At 56.9% G+C, this 21,969-nt stretch carries 13 protein-coding genes; 12 read left to right on the top strand and 1 reads right to left on the bottom strand.

Annotated elements, in window-relative coordinates:
- Window positions 1-120: 120 nt before the first annotated feature.
- The 12 genes from JFT86_RS02235 (at window position 121) to JFT86_RS02180 (ending at window position 21,272) form a co-directional block, all read left to right on the top strand.
- Complete coding sequence (locus tag JFT86_RS02235) at window positions 121-1,704, top strand: peptide chain release factor 3 (protein WP_201235434.1); 1,584 nt, start codon at window positions 121-123, stop codon at window positions 1,702-1,704.
- 1,346 nt (window positions 1,705-3,050) lie between these two features.
- Window positions 3,051-4,280: an MFS transporter gene (locus JFT86_RS02230; RefSeq protein ID WP_201234103.1), complete on the top strand. Its 1,230-nt coding sequence runs from the start codon at window positions 3,051-3,053 to the stop codon at window positions 4,278-4,280.
- Between the two features lie 157 nt (window positions 4,281-4,437).
- Complete coding sequence (locus JFT86_RS02225) at window positions 4,438-4,704, top strand: hypothetical protein (RefSeq protein ID WP_201234104.1); 267 nt, start codon at window positions 4,438-4,440, stop codon at window positions 4,702-4,704.
- Window positions 4,705-5,183: 479 nt separating this feature from the next.
- Window positions 5,184-6,185 (top strand): ATP-binding cassette domain-containing protein, encoded by a 1,002-nt coding sequence (locus JFT86_RS02220; RefSeq protein ID WP_242489359.1) that lies wholly within the window; start codon window positions 5,184-5,186, stop codon window positions 6,183-6,185.
- Window positions 6,182-6,973 (top strand): ABC-2 family transporter protein, encoded by a 792-nt coding sequence (locus JFT86_RS02215; protein WP_201234106.1) that lies wholly within the window; start codon window positions 6,182-6,184, stop codon window positions 6,971-6,973. Before JFT86_RS02220 ends, JFT86_RS02215 begins: the two co-directional genes overlap by 4 nt.
- Window positions 6,973-7,755: an ABC-2 family transporter protein gene (locus JFT86_RS02210; RefSeq protein ID WP_201234107.1), complete on the top strand. Its 783-nt coding sequence runs from the start codon at window positions 6,973-6,975 to the stop codon at window positions 7,753-7,755. The genes JFT86_RS02215 and JFT86_RS02210 overlap by 1 nt, the downstream gene beginning before the upstream one ends.
- A gap of 33 nt (window positions 7,756-7,788) precedes the next feature.
- Window positions 7,789-13,899: a non-ribosomal peptide synthetase gene (locus JFT86_RS02205; protein ID WP_201234108.1), complete on the top strand. Its 6,111-nt coding sequence runs from the start codon at window positions 7,789-7,791 to the stop codon at window positions 13,897-13,899.
- Window positions 13,814-14,809 (top strand): 2,3-diaminopropionate biosynthesis protein SbnA, encoded by a 996-nt coding sequence (gene sbnA / locus JFT86_RS02200; protein ID WP_242489360.1) that lies wholly within the window; start codon window positions 13,814-13,816, stop codon window positions 14,807-14,809. The genes JFT86_RS02205 and sbnA overlap by 86 nt, the downstream gene beginning before the upstream one ends.
- On the top strand, window positions 14,806-16,623 hold the full coding sequence (locus tag JFT86_RS02195) for a non-ribosomal peptide synthetase (RefSeq protein WP_201234109.1): 1,818 nt from the start codon (window positions 14,806-14,808) through the stop codon (window positions 16,621-16,623). Before sbnA ends, JFT86_RS02195 begins: the two co-directional genes overlap by 4 nt.
- 3 nt (window positions 16,624-16,626) lie before the next feature.
- Window positions 16,627-17,913, top strand: coding sequence for a condensation domain-containing protein (locus JFT86_RS02190; RefSeq protein WP_201234110.1), 1,287 nt, complete (start codon window positions 16,627-16,629; stop codon window positions 17,911-17,913).
- An 8-nt stretch (window positions 17,914-17,921) separates the two neighbouring features.
- On the top strand, window positions 17,922-18,971 hold the full coding sequence (gene sbnB, locus JFT86_RS02185) for a 2,3-diaminopropionate biosynthesis protein SbnB (protein WP_201234111.1): 1,050 nt from the start codon (window positions 17,922-17,924) through the stop codon (window positions 18,969-18,971).
- A 60-nt stretch (window positions 18,972-19,031) separates the two neighbouring features.
- Window positions 19,032-21,272, top strand: a complete 2,241-nt coding sequence (locus JFT86_RS02180; RefSeq protein ID WP_201234112.1) for a PhpK family radical SAM P-methyltransferase — start codon at window positions 19,032-19,034, stop codon at window positions 21,270-21,272.
- Between the two features lie 46 nt (window positions 21,273-21,318).
- Here the strand turns inward: JFT86_RS02180 and JFT86_RS02175 are convergent, their stop codons facing one another.
- Complete coding sequence (locus JFT86_RS02175; protein WP_201234113.1) at window positions 21,319-21,750, bottom strand: DUF2087 domain-containing protein; 432 nt, start codon at window positions 21,748-21,750, stop codon at window positions 21,319-21,321.
- Window positions 21,751-21,969: the final 219 nt, after the last annotated feature.

Here is a 21,969-nt window from a genome sequence, read left to right as displayed (position 1 = left end):
TTAAAAGGTTCCCATCTGGGGCAGCATTTGGCCACCCTTAATGTGCTCAACGGTTCGGTTATTGCACTGACTTGGGCTATAATCGCGGCCCTTTTTTGAATCACCGCCAGGCGATTTCCCATGACCAACCAGGCCGCCGAAGTCGCGAAACGCCGCACTTTCGCCATTATTTCCCACCCCGATGCCGGTAAAACCACGATCACCGAAAAGCTCCTGTTGATGGGCAAGGCGATTGCTGTGGCCGGTACGGTGAAATCCCGTAAATCCGACCGCCATGCGACATCCGACTGGATGGAGATGGAGAAGCAGCGGGGTATTTCCATTACCACGTCGGTCATGCAGTTCCCGTATCGCGACCACATGGTCAACCTGCTCGACACCCCGGGCCACGAAGACTTCTCCGAAGATACCTACCGCACTCTGACGGCGGTGGACTCGGCATTGATGGTTCTCGACGGCGGTAAGGGTGTAGAGCCACGGACCATTGCGCTGATGGACGTCTGCCGTCTGCGTGACACGCCGATTGTCAGCTTTATCAACAAACTCGACCGTGACATCCGCGACCCGATCGAACTGCTCGACGAAATCGAAGCCGTTCTGAAGATCAAGGCGGCGCCGATCACCTGGCCGATCGGTTGCTATCGCGATTTCAAAGGCGTGTACCACCTGGCGGACGACTACATCATTGTCTACACCGCCGGTCACGGTCACGAACGCACCGAAACCAAGATCATCGAGAAGCTCGACTCGGACGAGGCTCGCGCGCACCTGGGCGACGAGTACGAGCGCTTCATCGAGCAACTGGAACTGGTGCAGGGCGCCTGCCACGAATTCAATCAGCAGGAGTTCCTCGACGGTCAACTGACCCCGGTGTTCTTCGGTACCGCACTGGGCAACTTCGGTGTCGATCACGTGCTTGATGCTGTGGTTGATTGGGCACCGCGTCCATTGGCCCGTGTCGCCAACGAGCGGACTGTCGAGCCGGTGGAAGAGAAGTTTTCGGGCTTCATCTTCAAGATCCAGGCGAACATGGACCCGAAACACCGTGACCGCATTGCCTTCATGCGCATTTGCTCCGGCAAGTACGAAAAAGGCATGAAGATGCGCCACGTGCGCACCGGCAAGGACGTGCGCATCGGCGACGCCTTGACGTTCTTCTCCTCCGAGCGTGAGCAACTGGAAGAGGCGTATGCCGGCGACATCATCGGTCTGCATAACCACGGCACCATCCAGATCGGCGACACTTTCAGCGAAGGTGAAACTCTGGGCTTTACTGGTATCCCGCACTTCGCTCCGGAATTGTTCCGTCGTGTGCGTTTGCGTGATCCGCTGAAATCCAAGCAGCTGCGTCAGGGCTTGCAGCAATTGGCTGAGGAAGGCGCGACTCAGGTGTTCTTCCCGGAGCGCAGCAACGACATCATTCTTGGTGCTGTGGGTGTGCTGCAGTTCGATGTGGTCGCCAGCCGTTTGAAAGAGGAATACAAGGTTGAGTGCTCGTATGAGCCGATCACTGTGTACTCGGCGCGCTGGATCGAATGTGATGACAAGAAGAAGCTTGAGGAGTTTTCCAACAAGGCTGTGGAGAACCTGGCTTTGGATGGCGGTGGTCACCTGACCTATCTTGCTCCGACGCGGGTTAATCTGGCGTTGATGGAGGAGCGGTGGCCGGATGTGAAGTTCCGTGCGACGCGTGAGCATCACTAAGCTTTGAGCTGATTTATCTGAAGCCCCCCTAGGTGTAGGCCTTTGGGGGCTTTTTTGTTGGTTTGGTTTTGTGTGTATATCCGTTTTTTGGGTGATGGTGGCTTAGGGTTTCGCCCTTACGGCGACTCACTTTTTTTACAAACGCCTAAAAAAAGTAAGCAAAAAAACGCTTGCTCCTACGTTCGGCCCGCTCGCTGGGGCTCGGGGTTCCTTCGCTCCGGAATCGATCCGGGCGCAGCGCCTACGGTTTGCTTCGCTGCACCTCCTCTCGCTGTGTTTGGCTGCGCCAAACGGTCGCTGCGCTCCCACCCCCGGATCAATCCCTCCACTCAGCCTGCCGAAGTCGCCCGTGAATCAAGATCAAAAACTGCAGCCGAGCTAACGCTCATCCTGTTGAGTGGTGAGAGGCAAAGGCAGAAGCGATGCGCGTTCTGGTGTTGCTTTTCTGTAGGAGCGAGCCTGCTCGCGAAGGCGGCCTGCCAGCCGTCCCATGTCTTGCAGACTGCACCCAATCCCTGTGGGAGCCTGGCTTGCCAGCGATGGCGACCTCCCAGCCGCCCCATATCTAGTAGATTGCATACGATCCAATTGTAGGAGCGAGCCTGCTCGCGAAGGCGGCCTGCCAGCCGTCCCATGTCTTGCAGACTGCACCCAATCCCTGTGGGAGCCTGGCTTGCCAGCGAAAGCGGCCTGCCAGCCACCCAATGTCTTGCAGACTGCACCCAATCCCTGTGGGAGCCTGGCTTGCCAGCGAAAGCGACCTCCCAGCCGCCCCATATCTAGCAGATTGCATACGATCCAATTGTAGGAGCGAGCCTGCTCGCGAAAGCGGCCTGCCAGCCGCCCATATCTAGCAGATTGCATACGATCCAATTGTAGGAGCGAGCCTGCTCGCGAAGGCGGCCTGCCAGCCACCCCATGTCTTGCAGACTCCACCCAACCCCTGTGGGAGCCTGGCTTGCCAGCGATGGCGACCTCCCAGCCGCCTCATATCTAGTAGATTGCATACGATCCAATTGTAGGAGCGAGCCTGCTCGCGAAAGCGGCCTGCCAGCCACCCCATGTCTTGCAGACTGCCCAATCCCTGTTGGAGCCTGGCTTGCCAGCGAAAGCGACCTGCCAGCCGCTCATTTTCCAAATGAATGCACTCGATCCAACTCAGCCCGGCGAAGGCTGCGATCTTTTGGTCTTGAAAAGCAAAGTCAAAAGATCGCAGTCTTCAGCAGTTCCTACAGGGGTTGTAGGGTGGTTCCGATTTTGTGGTTTCAGGCGTTCAGAGGCGCGACAACTGGCGTGTTGATCGTTAGTGTTCCGGTTCACTCAGGCGGCTTCAAGAGGTCAATGGAATGACGAGTCGATTGGCTCATATGCTGCGGATCAACGGTTATTTCGGTGTGATGGCCTGGGTGCTCGCCGCGCTTCTGTTCATTAATCGGCTGAGCAGCATGGTCAAGCTGTTCATGGCGCTGTACCTGCGGCAGGAGTTGGGGCTGGCGATTGAAACGGTCGGCTGGCTGTTGTCCGGTTACGGCGCTGGGCTGCTGGTCGGTTCGATGGTTGGTGGTTTGCTCAGTGACCGTTTTCCGACGGCGCGGCTGACGGCGGCGCTGTTTTTTCTGTCGGCGTGGACTCTGCTGTCATTGGGCTTGACCACCGATATACCGTGGCTCGGCGCGTTGCTGCTGTTCAGCGGTGTACTCGACGGGGCGATTCGAACGCTGCATCAGCGCTTGATCATGGAGTATTGCGAGGTTGCGCAACGCGCTCGCGCACAAGCCCTGAGCCGGGTCGCGCGAAACCTTGGCATGGCCGCCGCTGGCGTTGCCGGCGGGGTGCTGGCGCAGGTTGATTTTCGTTGGGTGTTCTTTGCCAGTGCGGCGCTGACGGTGCTGGCCTTGCTCTGGTTTGTCCGTACGACCTGGCGGCGACCGCTGCTGAGCGTCGAGGCAAAAACCGAAGCCGGTTCAGGCTTGCCTTATCGCGACAAACCTTTCCTCTGGCTGCTGGCCGCGACGGTCGTGCTCGGCATGGCGTTCGACACGGTCTACAGCACGCTCGGCAACTATCTGCGTGATTACTATCGGCTGAGCACCGAAGCCATTGGTTGGCAGTTCGGCATCAATGCGCTGCTGGTGGTTACCCTGCAGATTCCGCTGGCCCATTGGGGCGAACGCTGGAGTGCGCGGGCGCAACTGATGGCCGGCAGTGTGTTGCTGGCCAGCGGGCTGGGCATGTTGCCGTTGGGCAGCTCGCTGCTTTACGTCTGTCTGTCGACGGTAATCTGGACATTGGGCGAGGCGCTGTTCATGCCGCCGTTGAATGTGCTGGTCATGCAGCATGCGCAGGGTGGTAAAAGCGGCCAGTATTTTGGCCTGTTTTTCATGAGCTGGAGCGCAAGTGCGCTGCTGTCGCCGGTAGTCAGTGGTCAGCTGTATGGGCACTTCGGCGGCCACAGCGTGTGGATTGCCAGTGCTGCGCTGGCGTTGTTGACCTTGCCGCTGATCTACTTCGCGACGCGCTCATCAAGCAAGGCCAAGGCACTGATCGCTAGAGACGGCACGAACTCGCTTAGTTGATTCGGTTATAGCGGTTATTCACAAGTGTTCTGGCGAACCCGGGCATTTCCGGGGAGACGTTAGCGTCCTATCTGGTGAACCTCGCTGATCGGAACTAGATTTCATTCAGCGCCGGATCGGCACCCCAGGCTACAACCACGAAAGGATGGAAATGGCTATGAGCATTTTTCAACGCATTGTGCTGTTGCTTAAGGTTTTGGTGATGTTGACGCTTGGCACCACGGCGGCCTGGGCGAGTACCGCCACGCCACCACAAGGATTTAATGCGGCCCACGGCCACGCCGGTGTGATCATGCTGGCCAAGTCGGAATCCGAACCGGGCGATCAGGACCAAGGTGGTAGCAAGGACGACGATGATTCGACCACGGACGAGCCGGACACCGACACCGACCCCGACACCGGCGATGACGACAGCCAGTCGTAAATCCCGCGCAATGGAAAACCCCCTCTTCCCCGGCTGATGCGCAATCGAGGGAGAAGGGGGTATTCAACAAAAAAAATCACGGTGTAGGATTTTTCTGTACGGCTTTTCCCCTTCGTTTGTAGTTTCACTCTTCTTTTGCGTGACCACGCGTTTTGCTCTCGACGCTGAAGTCACTATCGATTAGTTTCTAATCCATTGACAAACATTGAAAAAGCAAAGAACCGCAGGCTAGAGCCTCTCGCGTTACTTTCATCGATTCTGGCTCCATTGCTTTATGAGCTTGCGCGAGACGACAATCACGCGTCGATAAGCGCAATAATAAATTACTGCTGCGAATTCAAAATTTAAATGTGTAATAACGTTTCTTGACGACGTGGATCAGCGCGTGATATTCAAGCCGGCGTTGAAACGATATGCGCAATGGATAGCTCATTTTCTTCAAGGTCTCGCACGCAATGGATTGTATTAGTGTAAAAAATTTGTCCAAGACTTACCTGATTAAAGAGCGCTCGGAAGGGCCGCTCGGTTGGCTGACAAGTCTGGTATCTCCCAAGAGCTCCGAAAAGACCGCTGTTGACGATATTTCATTTACTGTCAAACAGGGTGAGGTCGTAGGCTTTCTCGGTCCGAATGGCGCAGGTAAAACCACTACATTGAAAATGCTGTCGGGGCTGCTCTATCCGACTGCCGGACAAATATCGGTTCTCGGCTATAAGCCGCAACTGCGCAGCAAGGAATTTCTCAAATCCATCTCGCTGATCATGGGGCAACGTCAACAGTTGATCTGGGATTTGCCGGCCATGGAAACTTTCCGGCTCAATCAGAAGATATTCGAAATTCCCGATGAGCAGTTCAAACAGACCTATGGCTATCTGGATGAGTTGCTTCAAGTGTCGAAGTTGGCCAGAGCGCCGGTGCGAACCCTGTCACTTGGCGAGAAAATGAAGTGTGAGCTGGTAGCATCATTACTTCATGATCCCAAGGTGCTTTTTCTCGACGAGCCGACTATCGGGCTCGATGTCGGGGTGCAAAAAATAGTTCGTTCATTTATTCAAGACTACAGTCGCGAACGCAATGTAAGCGTGCTGCTTACTTCGCATTACATGCAGGATATTGAAGCCCTTTGTGAGCGAGTCGTTGTCGTTTCCGATGGCAAGATCTCCTTCGATGACACCCTGGAGTCGTTGCGTAAACGCATGTCGGATCACCGCATCATCACTGTGGAATTGTCTGAAAGTGTTATGGCTTCAGCGCTTGGTCGATACGGTCTGGTGCGCTCCGCAGACGGCTTTGTGCATGAGTTGCTGGTGCCGGCTGCCGAGGTTGTGGGAGTCTGTTCGCGGGTTCTGGCCGAGCAGCCGGTCATCGACATTTCGATCGGTGATCCACCGATCGAAGAGGCGCTGCTGAAGCTGTTCATGGCCTCGCAGGCCGACGCCGGGCAGAAGGTCAAGGGTGCGCCCGGGGAGTGTGTCGCGTGAGCCGGTTTGCCTTGAAAGTTGCAGGCGTTGCACGCACAGCCATTCGTCGCAAGGTTGCGCACCGCGCAGAGCTGTTTGTATTGGTACTCGCCTCTTTGGTGCCGTTGTTCATGATGGTCATCTGGATGGGCATTGCAAAGGATGCCGCACTGCAAGGGTTTACCCCGGCAAGGTTTGCCGCTTACTTTGCGCTGGTGTTTCTGGTGGGCGAAATCGTTTCCAGTACGGCTGCTGAAGAAGTAGAGAACGACATCCATTCGGGTGATATTGGCAGTTTTCTCTTAAAACCTTTCAATATTGCTCTCTATTACTTTCTAGGCGAAATGGCTTCGGCGATGGTCAGAGTCATCCCGATATTTTTCCTGGTGGCTGGGGTGTTCGTGTTTTCCGAAGCGGGTAAGTATTTGCACTTGAGCTATCTGCTCCCTGCACTGCTTGGCGTAATACTTGGTTTCGCCATCAACTATTTACTTTATTTTATCGGCGGGCTGGCGGCGTTCTGGTCCGATCAGGCAAGTGCCTTCGATTTGGTGTTGACTTACATGCTTACGCTGTTTGGTGGTGTCCTCGCACCGTTGACGCTTTATCCGGGCTGGATGCAGTCGGTACTTGAGTGGTCACCCTTTCCTTATATTATCAGCTTTCCAATCAGAATCATCATGGGCGAGCTGACAAGCGAACAGTTGGTTAGCGGATTGATCTTTCAGTTTGTGCTGGTTGTTGCACTTTCATTGTTGGCTAATTTTATCTGGGCCAAAGGTGTAAAACGTTATTCGGTGTTCGGATAATGAAGACGCTGAGCGCAGTCAAGGCGCTTCTAACAGCAAGGTTGCAGGCGAATATGAAAGATCGCGTTCCGGTCTTTGTCAGTCTGTTGAATACCGCTCTACTGGGGTTGTCTGTTTACGTTGTCATTGAGATTTTCTTTGGGAATGTCGAGACAATTGGTGGTTGGAATAAACAGCAGTCGATTGTCTTGTATGGTGCATTTATTCTTATTCGCTCTTTTGTACAAATGGTGGTGTTGCCCAACTGTGAGGCCGCCTCGAAGTTGATCATCAGCAAGTCAATTGACACTTACTTGTCCAAACCGATTGATGTTCAAACCATTCTGGCCTTTGGGCAGTTGCGCCTGTGGCATATCTTCGGGGTCCTGCTGGGGCTGGGCCTGATGCTGGGTGGCAGCCACGCGCAAGGGCAACTGACCTTGCAAACGCTCGGCGCTTTCGTGGTCTTCATGGTCTTGGCGTGTGCGCTGGTTTATTCGGTCTGGTTCAGCATTGCCAGCCTGGCGTTCTGGACCAAGAAAACCGGCAACATTTCCCACCTGTTGTTTATGTTTCTGACGACCGGACGGTTTCCATCCGGCGCGTACCCGGAGTGGATCCAGGTCGTGATCATGACTGTAGTCCCTGTCTTTTTCATCATGGAGGTGCCCGCGCAATCAGCAATGGGAATGACGACGGGACGGTCTTTGTCGGGCGCTGTACTGGCGACTCTGGCCTTCTTGCTGTTGTCTCGATTGCTTTGGCATTGGGGGGTCAAGAAATACCTTAGAGAAGGTGCCTGACACTCGGAAACACCGAAATTTAGACCATAAGACATGGATGATATGGACAATTTTCTGGATTTATTCGCCGACCAGGTTCGGCGGGCGCCTGGCGCCATTGCAGCTTCGGATGGCTGCGACAGCCTGAGCTATCACGATCTTGACGAGATATCCGACGGCTTCGCCCGGATGCTGAGTGCGGCATCTGTCAGGCCCGGCGACATTGTTGCCATCGGTCTGGAACGGGGTCTTGGATTTCTGGTTTCGATGATTGGCCTGTTCAAGGCCGGGGCCGCTTATCTGCCGCTGGATCGCACACTGCCGCTCGATCGGCGGGCCTACATGCTGGAGCAATGCAATTGCCGTTACCTGATAACGGAGAACAACAGCCAGTTGCTGTTCGACGGTATTGCTCTTCTGGCCATGCCGGACCGGCTCGAAGAACTCAAGGGTGGGGCGCCGTTCAAGCGCTGCGTATTGAAGGACGACAGCCTTGCTTATGTGATCTTCACCTCCGGCTCCACCGGGATGCCCAAGGGGGCAATGGTCCATCATGCGGGAATGCTCAATCACCTGCTGGCCAAGGTCGAAGACCTGGGGATGCACAAGGCCCCGAACGTGGCGCAAACAGCACCACAGAGTTTCGATATCTCCGTCTGGCAATTCCTCGCGCCGCTCATCTGCGCCGGACGTACGGCAATTCTGACCCGTTCGGAGTTTCTGGATCTGGATCGCCTGGGTGCGCGGATCGTGCACGACGAAATCGATATCCTGCAGGTGGTACCGAGCCATCTGCTGGCCATTCTGGATGCGATCAGTGTGGATGCGCAGAATGCGCGCTTCGATCGTCTTGGCTGCCTGGTCGCTACGGGCGAAGTGCTGCCCGTTTCGCTTGCCCGACGCTGGTTGGCGACCAAACCCAATGTGCCATTGGTCAATGCCTATGGGCCGACTGAGTGCAGTGACGATGTGACCCACCACGTCATCACCCGGATGCCTTCTGCCGATCACGCAATTCCTATCGGGCGGGCGGTACGCGGTGTTCGGCTGGTGGTGCGCGACGCTGACCAGGTGGCGCTGCCCGTGGGTGAGGTCGGGGAGCTCTACGTCGAAGGGATCGCGGTGGGGCTGGGCTACATCGGTCGCCCCGACCTGACCGCCAAGGCGTTTGTCATTGCCGACGGTCAGCGAGCCTACAAGACCGGCGACCTCGTCAGTTGTGATGAAGAGGGTGTCTTTCACTATCACGGTCGAACCGATGATCAGGTCAAGGTGCGAGGCCACCGGATCGAGCTGAGTGAGGTCGAATTCGGCATCCTGCGTTTGTCTTACATCAAACAGGCGGCAGTGGTGCTCAACACTTCGCACACTCGAGCCTTTCTGACAGCTTTCCTCGTCGAGCAAGAGGGCATCGCAACCGATCTCGACACGCTGCGTCTCGATTTGCGCGAGCTATTGCCGGAACACATGATTCCATCCGAGTTTCGCGTTCAGTCGTCTCTGCCCGAGACGCCCAATGGCAAGATCGACAAGAAAAAACTCACGGCCATCGCCAATCAGACACCGCCCCCCGACACCTTACAAAACGTTGCGGCAACGGCGTCTGGCGGCGGACAGGAACTGCTCGAGACCTGGCGTGATTTGCTGCGTAACCCGACGTTGCAGCCCACCGACGATGTTTTCAGACAGGGTGCCGATTCGATTCTCGCCTTGCAGTTCATTGCACGGGCAAAGGCCTTGGGACAAGCCTTCACGTTGGGCGATATCTTCCGGAACCCGTCCACGCTCGGGCTGCTCAAGGTGGCGAGGGCCCAGACCGGCAACCCAGTTGCCGGGGGCGTAAAACATCCGGACCCGCAACAGACGCAGGGTGATTCATCATCGTTCAAACCGGTTTCGCCGGCACAGAAGGGTATTTACGTTCAGTCGCTGCGAGCCCGTCATCGCACCACTTACGTTCTGCAGTTTTCGTTCCGTATGGTGCTGCCCGATGGCAGCGCCGCGCTGGAAGAGGGCTGGCGCAAGGCTCATCAACATCATGAACTGTTGCGTAGCGCGTTCGTTCTGGCGCCGTCAGGCCAGCCGGTGCGCGTCGTTGCCGAGGACGCTCCACTGAGATGGTCGCGGACCAGTCTTCTGCACCTCGATCAAGTGCAGCAGCGCCAGTACATGGCAGACTTCCTCATAGAGGACAAACAAAGCGGTTTCGAGCTGGATCAGCCCGCGCTGTATCGATTGCACCTGTTCCATCTGGGGGGCAACAACTATCAGTTTGTCCTCAGTGCGCATCATCTCGTGCTTGATGGTGCTTCGATCTTTTCGCTGATGAGCGAAGTCTTCTCGGATTCGCCGGCGGCGCCGGATGCATTTGCAACCTATATCGACGGTCATGAAAAATTCCACCTGCAACCGCAGGACCAACAGCTCTGGTCGGATCTCCTCAAGCCTTTCGAGGTGCCGGTCTGCGTAGCCGACAAGATTGCCGAGCCTTCCTTGAAACCGGTGGAACATCAACTCTTCGAAAGACGTCTGTCCACGACTCTTGAACAAGCCATCGTGCGTTTGTGTGGCCGGGCCGGGGTCACGATTGCTTCTGTTGCGGCAACGGCCTGGGCCATGGCGCTCAATGCAGTAAACGGCGGGCAGCACCAGTTGTTCGGAATGATCGTCTCGGGGCGCGCCGACACCGGGGTTGGCCTGGATGACATCGGGATGTACGCCAATACCTTGCCGATGCCCTTGGCACTGGCGGCGGCGCAGAGCCCCGAGGTCAGCCTGCAAGCCGTCAGTGGACGCATTGCCGAGTTGCTTCGCTTCGAATCGATTTCCATGAACGATACGTTGTTCAGTACGCGTTCGCGTTTTGCCAATGGCGCTTTTGATACGGTGCTCAACGTCGAGACGCTGGCAAACTGGGCTGCGCTGGAGGCCCCCGGCGTCACGGTCGAACTCGCGCAGGTGACGGACCTCACCGAGTTTGCCTTTGCCGTTGAAGTCCTCAGTACCGACGATGGCATCACTGTCGATTTCATTCGCGATCCCGAGCATGTCTCCAGAGAGCGGGCAGAGGCGCTGTGTGAACATTTCCTCAGTGCACTGACGTATATCTGTGAAGCACAGCGCCCCATGCAGGAGTGGCAGTACTGGCAAGGCGTTCCTGTGGTCGGAGATGACGCAGCGGCTGCGAAAGATCTGCCCCCGGCTTCCTCGCAACACACGCCTTTCGACACACGGGTGTTGGCTGCCACGCGTGCGATCATTGGCAGTGACACGATTACCCTGAAACAGAATTTCTTCTCTTCAGGCGGTGACTCGATCAGCGCGCTGCAACTCATTGCACGTCTGAGAAGCGAGGGGATGACGATTGATCTTGATCGCATCTTTGCCAGTCGATCACTATCTGAAATTGCACAGGCCGTGCGGCCGCTGCACAGTGCGGCCTGCGGGGAAAACCATCCGCCGACCGGCGCAACTGTGCTGGTGCCGGTACAGCGCTGGTTTGCCGAACAGCAACTGGTCAATGCTGCCCATTGGTGTCTCGGCACAGCGATCGAGATTCACCGTCCCGTTGCAGCCGACACCTTGCTAATGGCGACTCGCGAGATACTGGAGCGCTATCCGGTACTGAGTGCGCAGTTCAAAGTCGATCAAGGATACGCCCAGACCATTCCGGTCAGTCCGGGTGATGCGCAGTCGAGTTGCAGGACAGTGCAACTGACTGCACCGATCGATCAATCGCTGGGGCGTGTCCGGGCCGTGCTGGATGAGTCCCTGTCCGGTCTCGACCTCGAACAGGGTGATCTGTTTCGCGCGCTGCTGTTCCGCACCCCGGATCCCGATGCCAGTCTGCTGGTGCTGGTGGCGCATCACCTGGTGGTCGATGCGGTGTCCCTGCGCATTCTCGTCGAGGATTACCTGCACCTCTGTGCAGGCACTGCGGTGCCTGCACAGGTCACCTCGTTTCGTGGTTGGGCGCAGCAGCTGGCGAGTGACGGACAGGCCTTCAAGAGCGATGTTCTGGCGCAGACTGCCTACTGGTCACGGGTCATCGAAAGGATTCCGGCCGCGATACCTTTTGACTTGAACCGGCGAGCGTCAGGTCGCACCGCAATACTGTCCCGGGGCCTGAGCAGTGCAGCGACCAGCGCACTGATCCGGGAGGTGCCTGCTGCTTACAACACCCGCATCAATGACATCCTGATCTCGGCACTGGTCCGGGCGTTTTCCGCCTGGCGTGCGAGTCCGGACATTGCAATCAACCTCGAAGGACATGGTCGCGAAAGCATCCTGGAAGGCGTCGACGTATCTCGCACGGTCGGCTGGTTCACGTCGGTGTTCCCGGTGTGCCTACATGATCCTCAAGAGGGGCTTGGGAGCCTGATTCAGGCAACCAAGCGCACACTCGCGGACATCCCGCAACGAGGTGTGGGGTATGGGTTACTGCGTTATCTGTTTAATGAGTCCCGGGTGATTCCTGCTGCCGAACCCATGGTGCAGTTCAACTACCTCGGGCAGTGGGACAACGTGTCGTTTGACGATCCGGATGTGTCGATGCCATCTGCCCAGGTCTTGAGTCTGGTCGATCAGGTGTCGGTAGATGCGCGTAACGGACGCCAGCATGCACTGGAGATCGAGGCACGGATTGCCCAGGGGCGATTTGAAATCGACTGGTATTTCGACGACGGTATCCTGTCCCCGCAGGAGGCCGAAAATCTTGCGACACACTACGTCGATGCACTGACGGAAATCATTGAGCATTGCACAGCAGGCGCCGTGGTACGCGTGCCCGGCGACTATCCGGATGTCGATCTGACTGATGATGAGTTGCAGTCGCTGATTGCCAGCGCCGGAGCCATACCGGTGGATATCTACCCCTTGTCGCCGACGCAAGAGGGGATCCTGTTCCAGCACCTGATGAGCGATGACGACACCTATACCCTGCAGTACGTCATGGACATCAACGGCGAGGTCGACATAAGCGTGCTGGAAGCGGCTTGGCAATTGCTGGCCGAGCGGCATCCGATCCTGCGCACGGGGTTCTTCTGGGATGCGGTGGCGGGCCCGGTGCAATACGTGGTGCAAGAAGCAACTTGCAGCTGGCAGGTCATTGCACAGGGAGGCGGGGCGACGGAGCATGAGCGCCTGATGCACGACGATCGCTCGCGAATCTTTGATCTGGCGACACCCGCGCTGACCCGCTTCACGTTGCTGTCCCGGGATTCGCAGAACCACAAGTTGATCTGGACCTATCATCACATCCTTCTGGATGGCTGGTGTGTGGCCAAGGTCATCAAGGAGCTGTTTGCCCTCTACGATCAGATGATCTGCGGCGTTCAGCCCGAGCCGGTGTTCAGTCATGTCTATCGCGATTACATCGAGTGGCTGGCCAATCAGCACGAACGGCAGACGCGTCCGTTCTGGCGACGCTATCTGGCGGGCGTCAGCCCCACTCTGTTCTCCAGTCCGGTTGCCTATCAGCCGTCCTCGCCTGCGGATCATAACGTCTACCGCTTCAACCTCGGGCGCGACCTGTCGGGCGGCATCGAGCGTTTCTGCAGCGGGCTGGGTGTGACTGTAGCGGTGCTATTCCAGCGTATCTGGGCGCAGATCCTGGCAGAAAACACGCAAAGTCTCGCGCCGGTTTTCGGCTGGGCGATTTCGGGACGGCCTGCAGATCTTGAGGGCTCGCAAGACATCATCGGACTCATGACCTCAATCGTCCCGTGCAAGGTTGATGTACAGGCGCCGCTCTCTGCCGATGCTCTTCGGCAGTTGCAGCGCAGCAGTGCAGCGCTGCAGGACGAAGGCCATATATCGATGAGTCATTTCCAGAGTGCTGCCGGCCTTGGCCAGGAGGCATTGTTCAATACCGTTCTGGTGGTCGAGAACTTCGAGCTTCAGGACAACCTGCCGGTCGGTGATCGCTACCGGCTCAGCAATCTGCAGTGGGTCGAGAAGTCAGAGTTTCCTTTGGTGCTCGGTCTGGTTCCGGCAGATGATTTTCTGATCGAACTCAACTTCAACCCCGAAAAGTTCTGTGTTGCGCAAATGGCCGATCTTAAACAACGGATTGTTTTCCATGCGCGTCGAATGTCTTCTCTTGGAAATGGATACCTCGAGCATGATGCAAATTTACAGTGCGAATCAGTATCACAAGCTGGATAACTTTATTGGTGATGTACCGGTCTACCTGAAGATAGAAGGGTTGAATCCGGCCGGGTCGATAAAACTCAAGACTGCAATCTCGCTGATTGAGGAGAGTGAGCGCCTGGGGCTGCTTTCGCCCGGGCGAAAAGTTATCGAGTCCAGCTCGGGAAACCTCGGTGTCGCGTTATCGATGATCTGTGCGCAGCGCGGTTATCCGTTTACCTGCATAACCGATCCCAACGTCAATCAGGTCAGTGTCAACCTGATGAAGGCTTATGGGGCCGAAGTCATTGTTTGCGACACCCGCGATCGCAACGGCGGTTTTCTCGGTGCGCGCATTGCTCTGATTCAGGAAATGATCCGTCAGGATCCGAGGTATTTCTGGACCAATCAGTACGCCAACCCGGCCAATCCGCTGGCGCACTACAACAGGACTGCGCCGGAAATCCTGCGGCAGCATCCCAACTGCAAGTGGCTGTTTGTCGGTGCTGGCACCACCGGAACACTTGTCGGCTGCGCACAATATCTGCGTGAACATGCGCCGGACGTAAAGCTGATTGCTGTCGATACCGTAGGGTCGATCAACTTTCAGGAAGTGCCCAAGAAACGCCTGATTCCCGGTTTGGGAACGAGTCGGCGCCCGGAAATTCTCGATCGGGATCTGGTCGGGCATATCGAGTTCGTTGATGAAGTCGAGACGATCCGCATGTGCCGTAGTGTCGCGCTGGATTACGGCCTGCTGGTAGGTGGTTCCACGGGCACCGTTCTGGTCGCGCTCAAACGCCTGTGGAAACAGATTCCAGCGGGCGACGAAGTTGTCGTGATCAGTCCCGATATGGGCGAACGGTATCTCGAAACGATCTATTCGGATAAGTGGTGTGACGCCAACTTTGGCAGCCAGATGTATCAACACGCGATGGTGGGTTGAGTCTCGGCGGTGCGTTGGTTGATGTTTTTTCAGAGCGGAAGGAACCTAGCTTGTCACTACTACAATTTCCCCCAGGCAATATCGCGCAAACCCAGATCTTTCTCGATCAATGGATCCGCGTCAGCCACGATCTCAAGGATGCACCGGCTATAGAAGAGGGTGGTGTTTCTTATACCTACGGCGAAGTGGACGCAGACAGTCAGCGGATCGCTGCCTATCTGGCACACAACGCGATGGGTGCCGGCGCGATAGTTGCCATTGGTTGTCCGCGCGGCAAGGATCTGCTGGTGGCCTTGCTGGGCGTCATGAAGAGTGGCGCAGCCTTCGTCCTCTTGGACCTGGACGCCGCGCCAGCGCGCTTGTCCGTGCAGCTGGACGCTGCCACTGCGAAGCTGGTTCTGGTCCCTGACGGGTACAGGGTCGGCGATAATCGCGCTCTGGCTGCTGAAAAGGTTGTGACGCTCGGTCAGGTCCGCGATGCCGCGCAGTCCCTGCACTTCGAGCAACCGCGGATAACGCCACAAGACCTGGCGTACGTCATCTTCACTTCGGGCTCTACCGGGCAACCGAAAGGGGTACTGGTTTCACACCGGGGCATCCCGAACCTTGCGCGTCATGCTCTACCGTATGGCATCACGCAGGGCAGTCGGGTGTTGATGTTTTCTCCTGTCTGTTTCGACGCGATCATCGCCGAAATCGTCATGACTTTGTCTGCCGGCGGCTGTCTGGTCGCGGCGAGCGACCATGAGCTGCGAGACTTCGACTGCCTGCAAGACCTGCTGTGCAATCGTCGGATCGACGTCGCCACGTTGCCGCCATCATTGGTGTCGCTGCTGCCGGCCGAGCTGCCGATCAGCCTGAGTACATTGATCGTGGCCGGCGAGAGGTGCAGTAAGCAAGTGATTGCAAACTGGGCGGGCAGAATCCGTCTGATCAACGCCTACGGACCTTCCGAAGCAACAGTCGCGACAACGGTCAAGCTGTGCGAGCTCGAGACCTCACCAGCGAATATTGGCCAGGCAATTTCCAACGTCACCGTGCGCTTGCTTGACGAGACGCTGGAAGAAGTACCGGACGGCGAACTCGGCGAGATCTACATCAGCGGGGTGAGTGTTGCCTTGGGCTATCTGGACAATCCGGACTTGAGCGATGCACGGTTTGTCCGTGGCCTGGACGGTGATGACAGCCTGAGCTTTCGCACTGGCGATTTCGCCAGGCGCGATGTGAACGCAGACATCCTGTTCGAGGGCCGCAAGGACGATCTGGTCAAGATCAACGGAAATCGCGTCGAGCTTGCGGAAATCGAGGCCTGCACCATGGCGACGCGGCGAATTCGAAGTTGCCATGCCTGTTGCGTCGATGCTGACACCGTGGGTGTGAAAATCGCGCTTTTTGTGACCCCGGCGGACAAGGTTGACGGCACGCAGCTGGAAGCTGAGCTGAGGGCTAGAATCAGTGCCGAGTTGCCAATTTACTTCATGCCGGCGCGTATCCTCGTTCTGGATGAGCTACCGCGCAATCCGGCCGGCAAAGTCGATCGGGCAGCGTTGATCGCGCGGTTGGGCGAGTTGACCGAGGAAGGTGGAATTGTCGAGGCAATGAGCCCTCAGGAGGAATCCCTGGCGTTGATCTGGGCGCAGATTCTCGGTCGCCCGATCGATAACCGTGAGGCGAACTTCTTTGCATTGGGCGGCAACTCTCTTCTGGCGATGCGTCTCGTCGCTCTGATGAAACGCAGTGGTATTCAGATCAATCTCAAGCGCGTGTTTGGCGCTCCCACGCTGGCGCAAATGGCCTGTCTGATCAAGGAGTAGGAGATGACGGGTAAAGGATTGAATCCTTATCAGCGGTATTACTGGAGCGCATCCAGTGCTTACGATCTTGCGGAAACAGCCTGCGTAAGCATTGGTTTTGTGCTGGATGGGCCGTTGCACATTGCCCAGTTCAGCCGCGCGGTGGATGCGGTGGTCAATCGTCACGAACAGTTACGATCGCACTTCCACGAAACACCCGATGGCGCGCGACGGTTTCCCGGAGTGCAAGTGCGCGATGTACTGAGCGTCGACAGCGAGCCGTTCGAGTTGTCGCGGCTGGAGGACTGCATCGAGGACCTGTGCCGGCGACCGCTTGACCTGAAGGTGGACATACCGTTCAGGGCCTACCTGAAAAAGCTCGGACATGATCGTCATCTGTTTGCGCTGATCATTCATCACATCGTTGTCGACTCATGGTCGCTGGAAGTGATCCTCGACGATCTGGCGACCGCCTACAACGGCGCGATATCCGCCGCCCCGGAGCCGTTGCTGGAGCCACTCGGTTTCGATCATGAAACGCTGGCAATGCCTTTGGAACATGATGAGCATCAGCGCCAGGCGCAGTTCTGGCGTGAGTATCTCAAGGACGCGAACATTCCCTTGATACCGGACTTGCAGACCGGCGAGAGCGCGCAAGGCAAATCGACCTTCGATGTGATGACCCCCGGTGCGGAGGTCCATGGGGCCATCAACCGACTCTGTCATGCGCTGGATGTCACGCCCTTTGTGGTTTACACCGCAGCGGCGTCTATCGCGCTCGGACATTTTTGCGCCTCTGACGATTTGTTGATTCAGACCAATGTGACGCCGCGCTGGACGGAAGGCACGCAAACCGTTGTCGCCTATCTGTCTGCGCGTATTCCGTTACGGGTACGTGTCGATTCGAAACTGTCGTTGCAGGCTCACATTCTCAATGTCGCGGATTCACTCTATGAAACTTTCGACAGCGTCGGTCTTTCGATCGGCGAAATCATGGCTGAATCCGACATCAGCCAGAGCCTGCCAATTCACATCGGTGCCGAGAGCCCGTTCGAAGGTTGGAATCTGGAAGGTATCGCCGTCTCCCAGGTTCAGTTGCCCGACTATCAGCCTTGGCCACTGTTCATGTGGGTGCCAGTCACGGCTGACCATTGCTTTATCAAGCTGCAGTACCAGGCCGACCGAATTTCGCCTGAAAACATGTTGAAACTAAAACACCTGCTGAACGAAACGTTAGATCAATTCTGTCTCCTGGAGTCCGAAGTAAGCGCTCGTGACACAGCGATTCCAAAACACGAAGCCATTCAATGAGACCTCCCATGAAAGACTCCCAACACCTGTCATCCCATGCATTGACCGTCGTTTCCGGTTCGCAGATCGCCAACCTGATGCCGTCGTTGCGCCAGGACATTTTGCGTCTGGTCGAAGAGACTTACCTGCAGCACGACGCTGGCCTGACCAACAACCCCGACAGCTATTTCCTGAAGTTCGAGGAGCGTCAATCGGATCGGATCATTGCCTTGCCTGCTGCGATTGCCAATGACACGCCCATTTCGGGCATCAAATGGATTGCCAGTTACCCGAAGAACATCGAGCGAAATCTGCAGCGCGCCTCAGCCGTTCTGCTGCTCAACGATTATGAAACGGGTTACCCGGTAGCTTGCCTCGAAGCTTCGCAAATCAGTTCGGCCAGAACTGCGGCTTCAGCGGTGGTCGCCGCGAGGACGTTGGCGGCAGATCCGAAGAAAGCACTGAAAATTACATTCGTTGGCGCCGGGGTGATCTCCCGCGCGATCTTTGATTTTTTCATGGCCGATGGCTGGAAGTTCGATCAGGTCACCGTCTGCGATCTGGATGCAGCGTCCGCTACCGAGCTTCGTCACCACGTTGAGGCGGGGACGGGTCAGCCAGCGTTTTTCGTCGAGGACTTGAAGGCTGCGATCAGCGCTGCCGACATTGTTGTTTTCGCCACCAACGCCGGCACGCCTTACGTGTCGGGAGACGATGTCTTCGCCCCCGGTCAGATCATTCTGAATGTCTCACTGCGCGATATCAGCCCGGACATCATCTGGCAGGCGTTCAACGTGTTCGATGATGTGGAACATTGCATGAAGGCCAATACCTCGCCCCATCTGGCAGAACAGAAATACGGCGACCGCTCATTCGTGCATGGCACGCTCGCGCACATTCTCAACAACCCGAGCTTGATTGACCGCTCGCGCCCGCTGATTTTTTCACCATTCGGGCTGGGTGTTCTGGATCTTGTGGTGGGGCAACTGTTCGTCGACAAGTGCCTGGAGGCCGGCGCCTATACCAATATCGCGGACTTCATTCCTGATACGCGACGTTGGGCCGCGTCCCACGGCTGAACCACTCAAGGAGCATAGGCGCGAGCTTTCGCACGTTCCATTCCAGGGAGGAGTGACCCGATGCAAAACAAAAAATGCATGATCATCGGCTTCAATGATTTCTCGTTTGACGACTATTGTCAGATGCTCGATCAACTAGCACCTGAAGCGGCAGCGAAACGTGATTTACGCCTGGCGTTTGTCAATTACGAGGGCTCGCGGTTTCATGCATTGGGCGTGCTGAACAAGACACGTGAGCGGCAAGGGCTGGCAAACCTGAACCTGAACAATGCCGACTTTCTATGGCCGGTGGTGATGGTGCTGGGTACCTACCTCGAAAAGCATGGCATCGCCTTTGACTACGTCAATCTGTTTCAGAACGAGAAGGACGTCCTGGCGCATAAACTCGCGTCCGGCACGATTAACACGGTGGTCATCACCACGACCCTCTATGTGATGCCCCATCCGGTGCAGGAAATCGTGGACTTTGTGCGCTCCTGTGCCCCCGAGGTGCAGATCATCATCGGCGGCCCTTATATCAGTGGTTTGTTCAAGGCGCACGATCGCGAGATGCTCGGTGATTACCTGAATGTTCTTGGCGGTGATATCTATATCAACAGCAATGAAGGTGAAGACACGCTTCGCCAGGTGCTGGAGGCGCTCAACCAAAACCGTTCGGTTATCGGCTTGAGCCGCACGGCAGCGCTGGACGACGATACGTGGGTGTTCGGCGCGGATGAGCCGGAATACAACGAACTGAAGGAAAACTTCGTCAATTACAGGTTGTTCGAACCGCGCGGCATCGGACGTTTTCTGTCCACGCGTACCGCCAAATCCTGTCCGTACGCCTGTGCGTTCTGTGGGTTTCCCCAGCGAGCCGGCAAATACCGTTATTTGTCCACCAGCGATGTAGAACGCGAACTGGACGCGGTGAAGGCGATTGGCACCGTGGATACGCTGACGTTCCTGGATGACACATTCAATGTGCCCAAGCAGCGATTCCGGGAAATCATGCAGATGATGATCGACAACCAGTACAACTTTAAGTGGAACTCCTTCTACCGCTCTGATCAGGGTGATCCGGAAACCATTGCATTGATGGCGCGCGCAGGGTGTGAAGGGGTTTTTCTGGGTATCGAGTCGGCTTCCGACAAGATGCTTGCGCTGATGCGCAAGACGTCACGCCGCAAGAACTATGAACAGGCCATCAGCGCATTCCGCTCGGTTGGCATTGCGACTCACGCCTCGTTCATCATCGGCTTTCCAGGGGAAACTCTCGACACGGTGCAAGAGAGCCTGGATTTCATCGAGACCTTTCGGCCGGACACGTTCCGTGCGCAGGTCTGGTACTGCGATCCGCTGACGCCCATCTGGAATGACCGGGAAAAATACGGCATCACCGGGTCGGGCTTCGACTGGTCGCATGACACGATGAGCAGCGAACTGGCCGCCTCCATCACCGAGCGGTTCTTTCTCACTGCTCAAAACTCTACATGGCTGCCGCAATTCGGCTTTGAACAGTGGAGTCTGTTTTACCTGCATCGCCAGGGAATGGAGCAGGACAATATCCTCGGGTATCTGGACGGTTTCAATGCGGCAGTCAAGCATCAGCTGTTACACGGTGATGACGCTGAGTTGCCCGGCTCGATCATTGACCGCTTCAAGTTCAGTGCCCATCTGCCGGCGCAGAGCCCTGCGGTGCCACAGCCCGGGTTATCGATGGAGTCGGCAGCGCACTTCAAGGCGGCGGAGGGCCGCTTGCAGGCTTGCGCCGCGTGGCTGGACCCGCAGAATCTCGGACCCTTGCCGGTGCACACCGGTGAGCAGACGAAGACAGTGCTGAGCCGGCCCGAGGGCATGGTCAGTGGCTGCGATCAGACAGTCGCCTGGATCGTGGCCTTTTTGAAGCACGCTTGCAGCGTTCTGCAGGGCGAGCGATTTCTGCTGCACTACGTCGTTGAAGGAAGCGCCCGCTTGATGGCGGTCGACGATGTTGGCGGTTGCAGCGAGGCGGTTCTGTACGATCGTGTCGCGACAGCACTTGCCCAGACGCCAGTGCTCGACAGCCACGATAATTATCTGCTGTCGCGCAATTCACGGTTGAGTGCTTGCGGCATTGTTTTGCGTCAGCCGGTTCTGCGCGTGTTCGTTGACGATGTCGTCGCTCCTTCGTTCGACAGCGGACTTTATATGCACCTGCTGCTGCCGAGTACCGGACAGGTTCGGGTGCTGAGCAACTTTGTCCGATGGGCCCCCGAGCTTCACGCCGCGAATGCGCAGATCGCACTTGCCGAGCAGGCCATCTTCGTCAGAGTGCAATAGGCCAGATCAGGGAGGAGAACGCCAGGCGCGCTCCTCCCTGATCTCCTCAGCCTTGCAGCGCTGCTTTCTTGCGCTCCTCGCGGGCGCGGGCAGCCGTCAGCAGCTGTTCGGCGATGCGCATTTGCAGACGCTCCTCAATGAGACGGATGAATAGTGGGTGGCAGGCAATGGCTGCAGCGAGTTCATAACCGCGTCCGTCGGGTTCCCGCATCCAGTAATGGCCGTCAATCAGCGTACGCCGCAGCTCCACCACATCGCTGCGCAGCATGGGGGCGTACTGGGTTTTCCATTGATCCAGCCGCGCGGTCGCGTCCCTCTCGCTGTAGCGTTCGCCGGGGTTGAGCGCGGCACTGATATACAAGAGCATGACCCCCAGCTCTTGACGATTGAGCCGTCCAAGGGTCAATCCGTTTTTGCTGCTCAAGCGCGTCAGTGTCTCGACGAACTGTTCAAAATCCGTTGGAAGTTCCTTGTCCAATGTCTTGCTCCTTGGGTATGAAAGGTTACGGCCGTTTAGCGTGTCTGCCTGGCTTGATTGAGCCAGTATGGCGGCTGTCGTGCAATTTTGCGGGGGGCTGCCCGCAAAAGAAAACCCCTTCTGCCTCGATTGATGCGCAATCGAGGCAGAAGGGGTTTGGTTAACACTTTAAACCCGGGAAAAACACGATCCCCTGTAGGCGCAGCGTGCCGCAGCGCC

It is taken from the genome of Pseudomonas sp. TH06, assembly GCF_016651305.1.
Classification (GTDB): Bacteria; Pseudomonadota; Gammaproteobacteria; order Pseudomonadales; family Pseudomonadaceae; genus Aquipseudomonas.
Note: the sequence above shows the minus strand (reverse complement) of the source record. Positions and strands in the feature narration are given on the sequence as shown.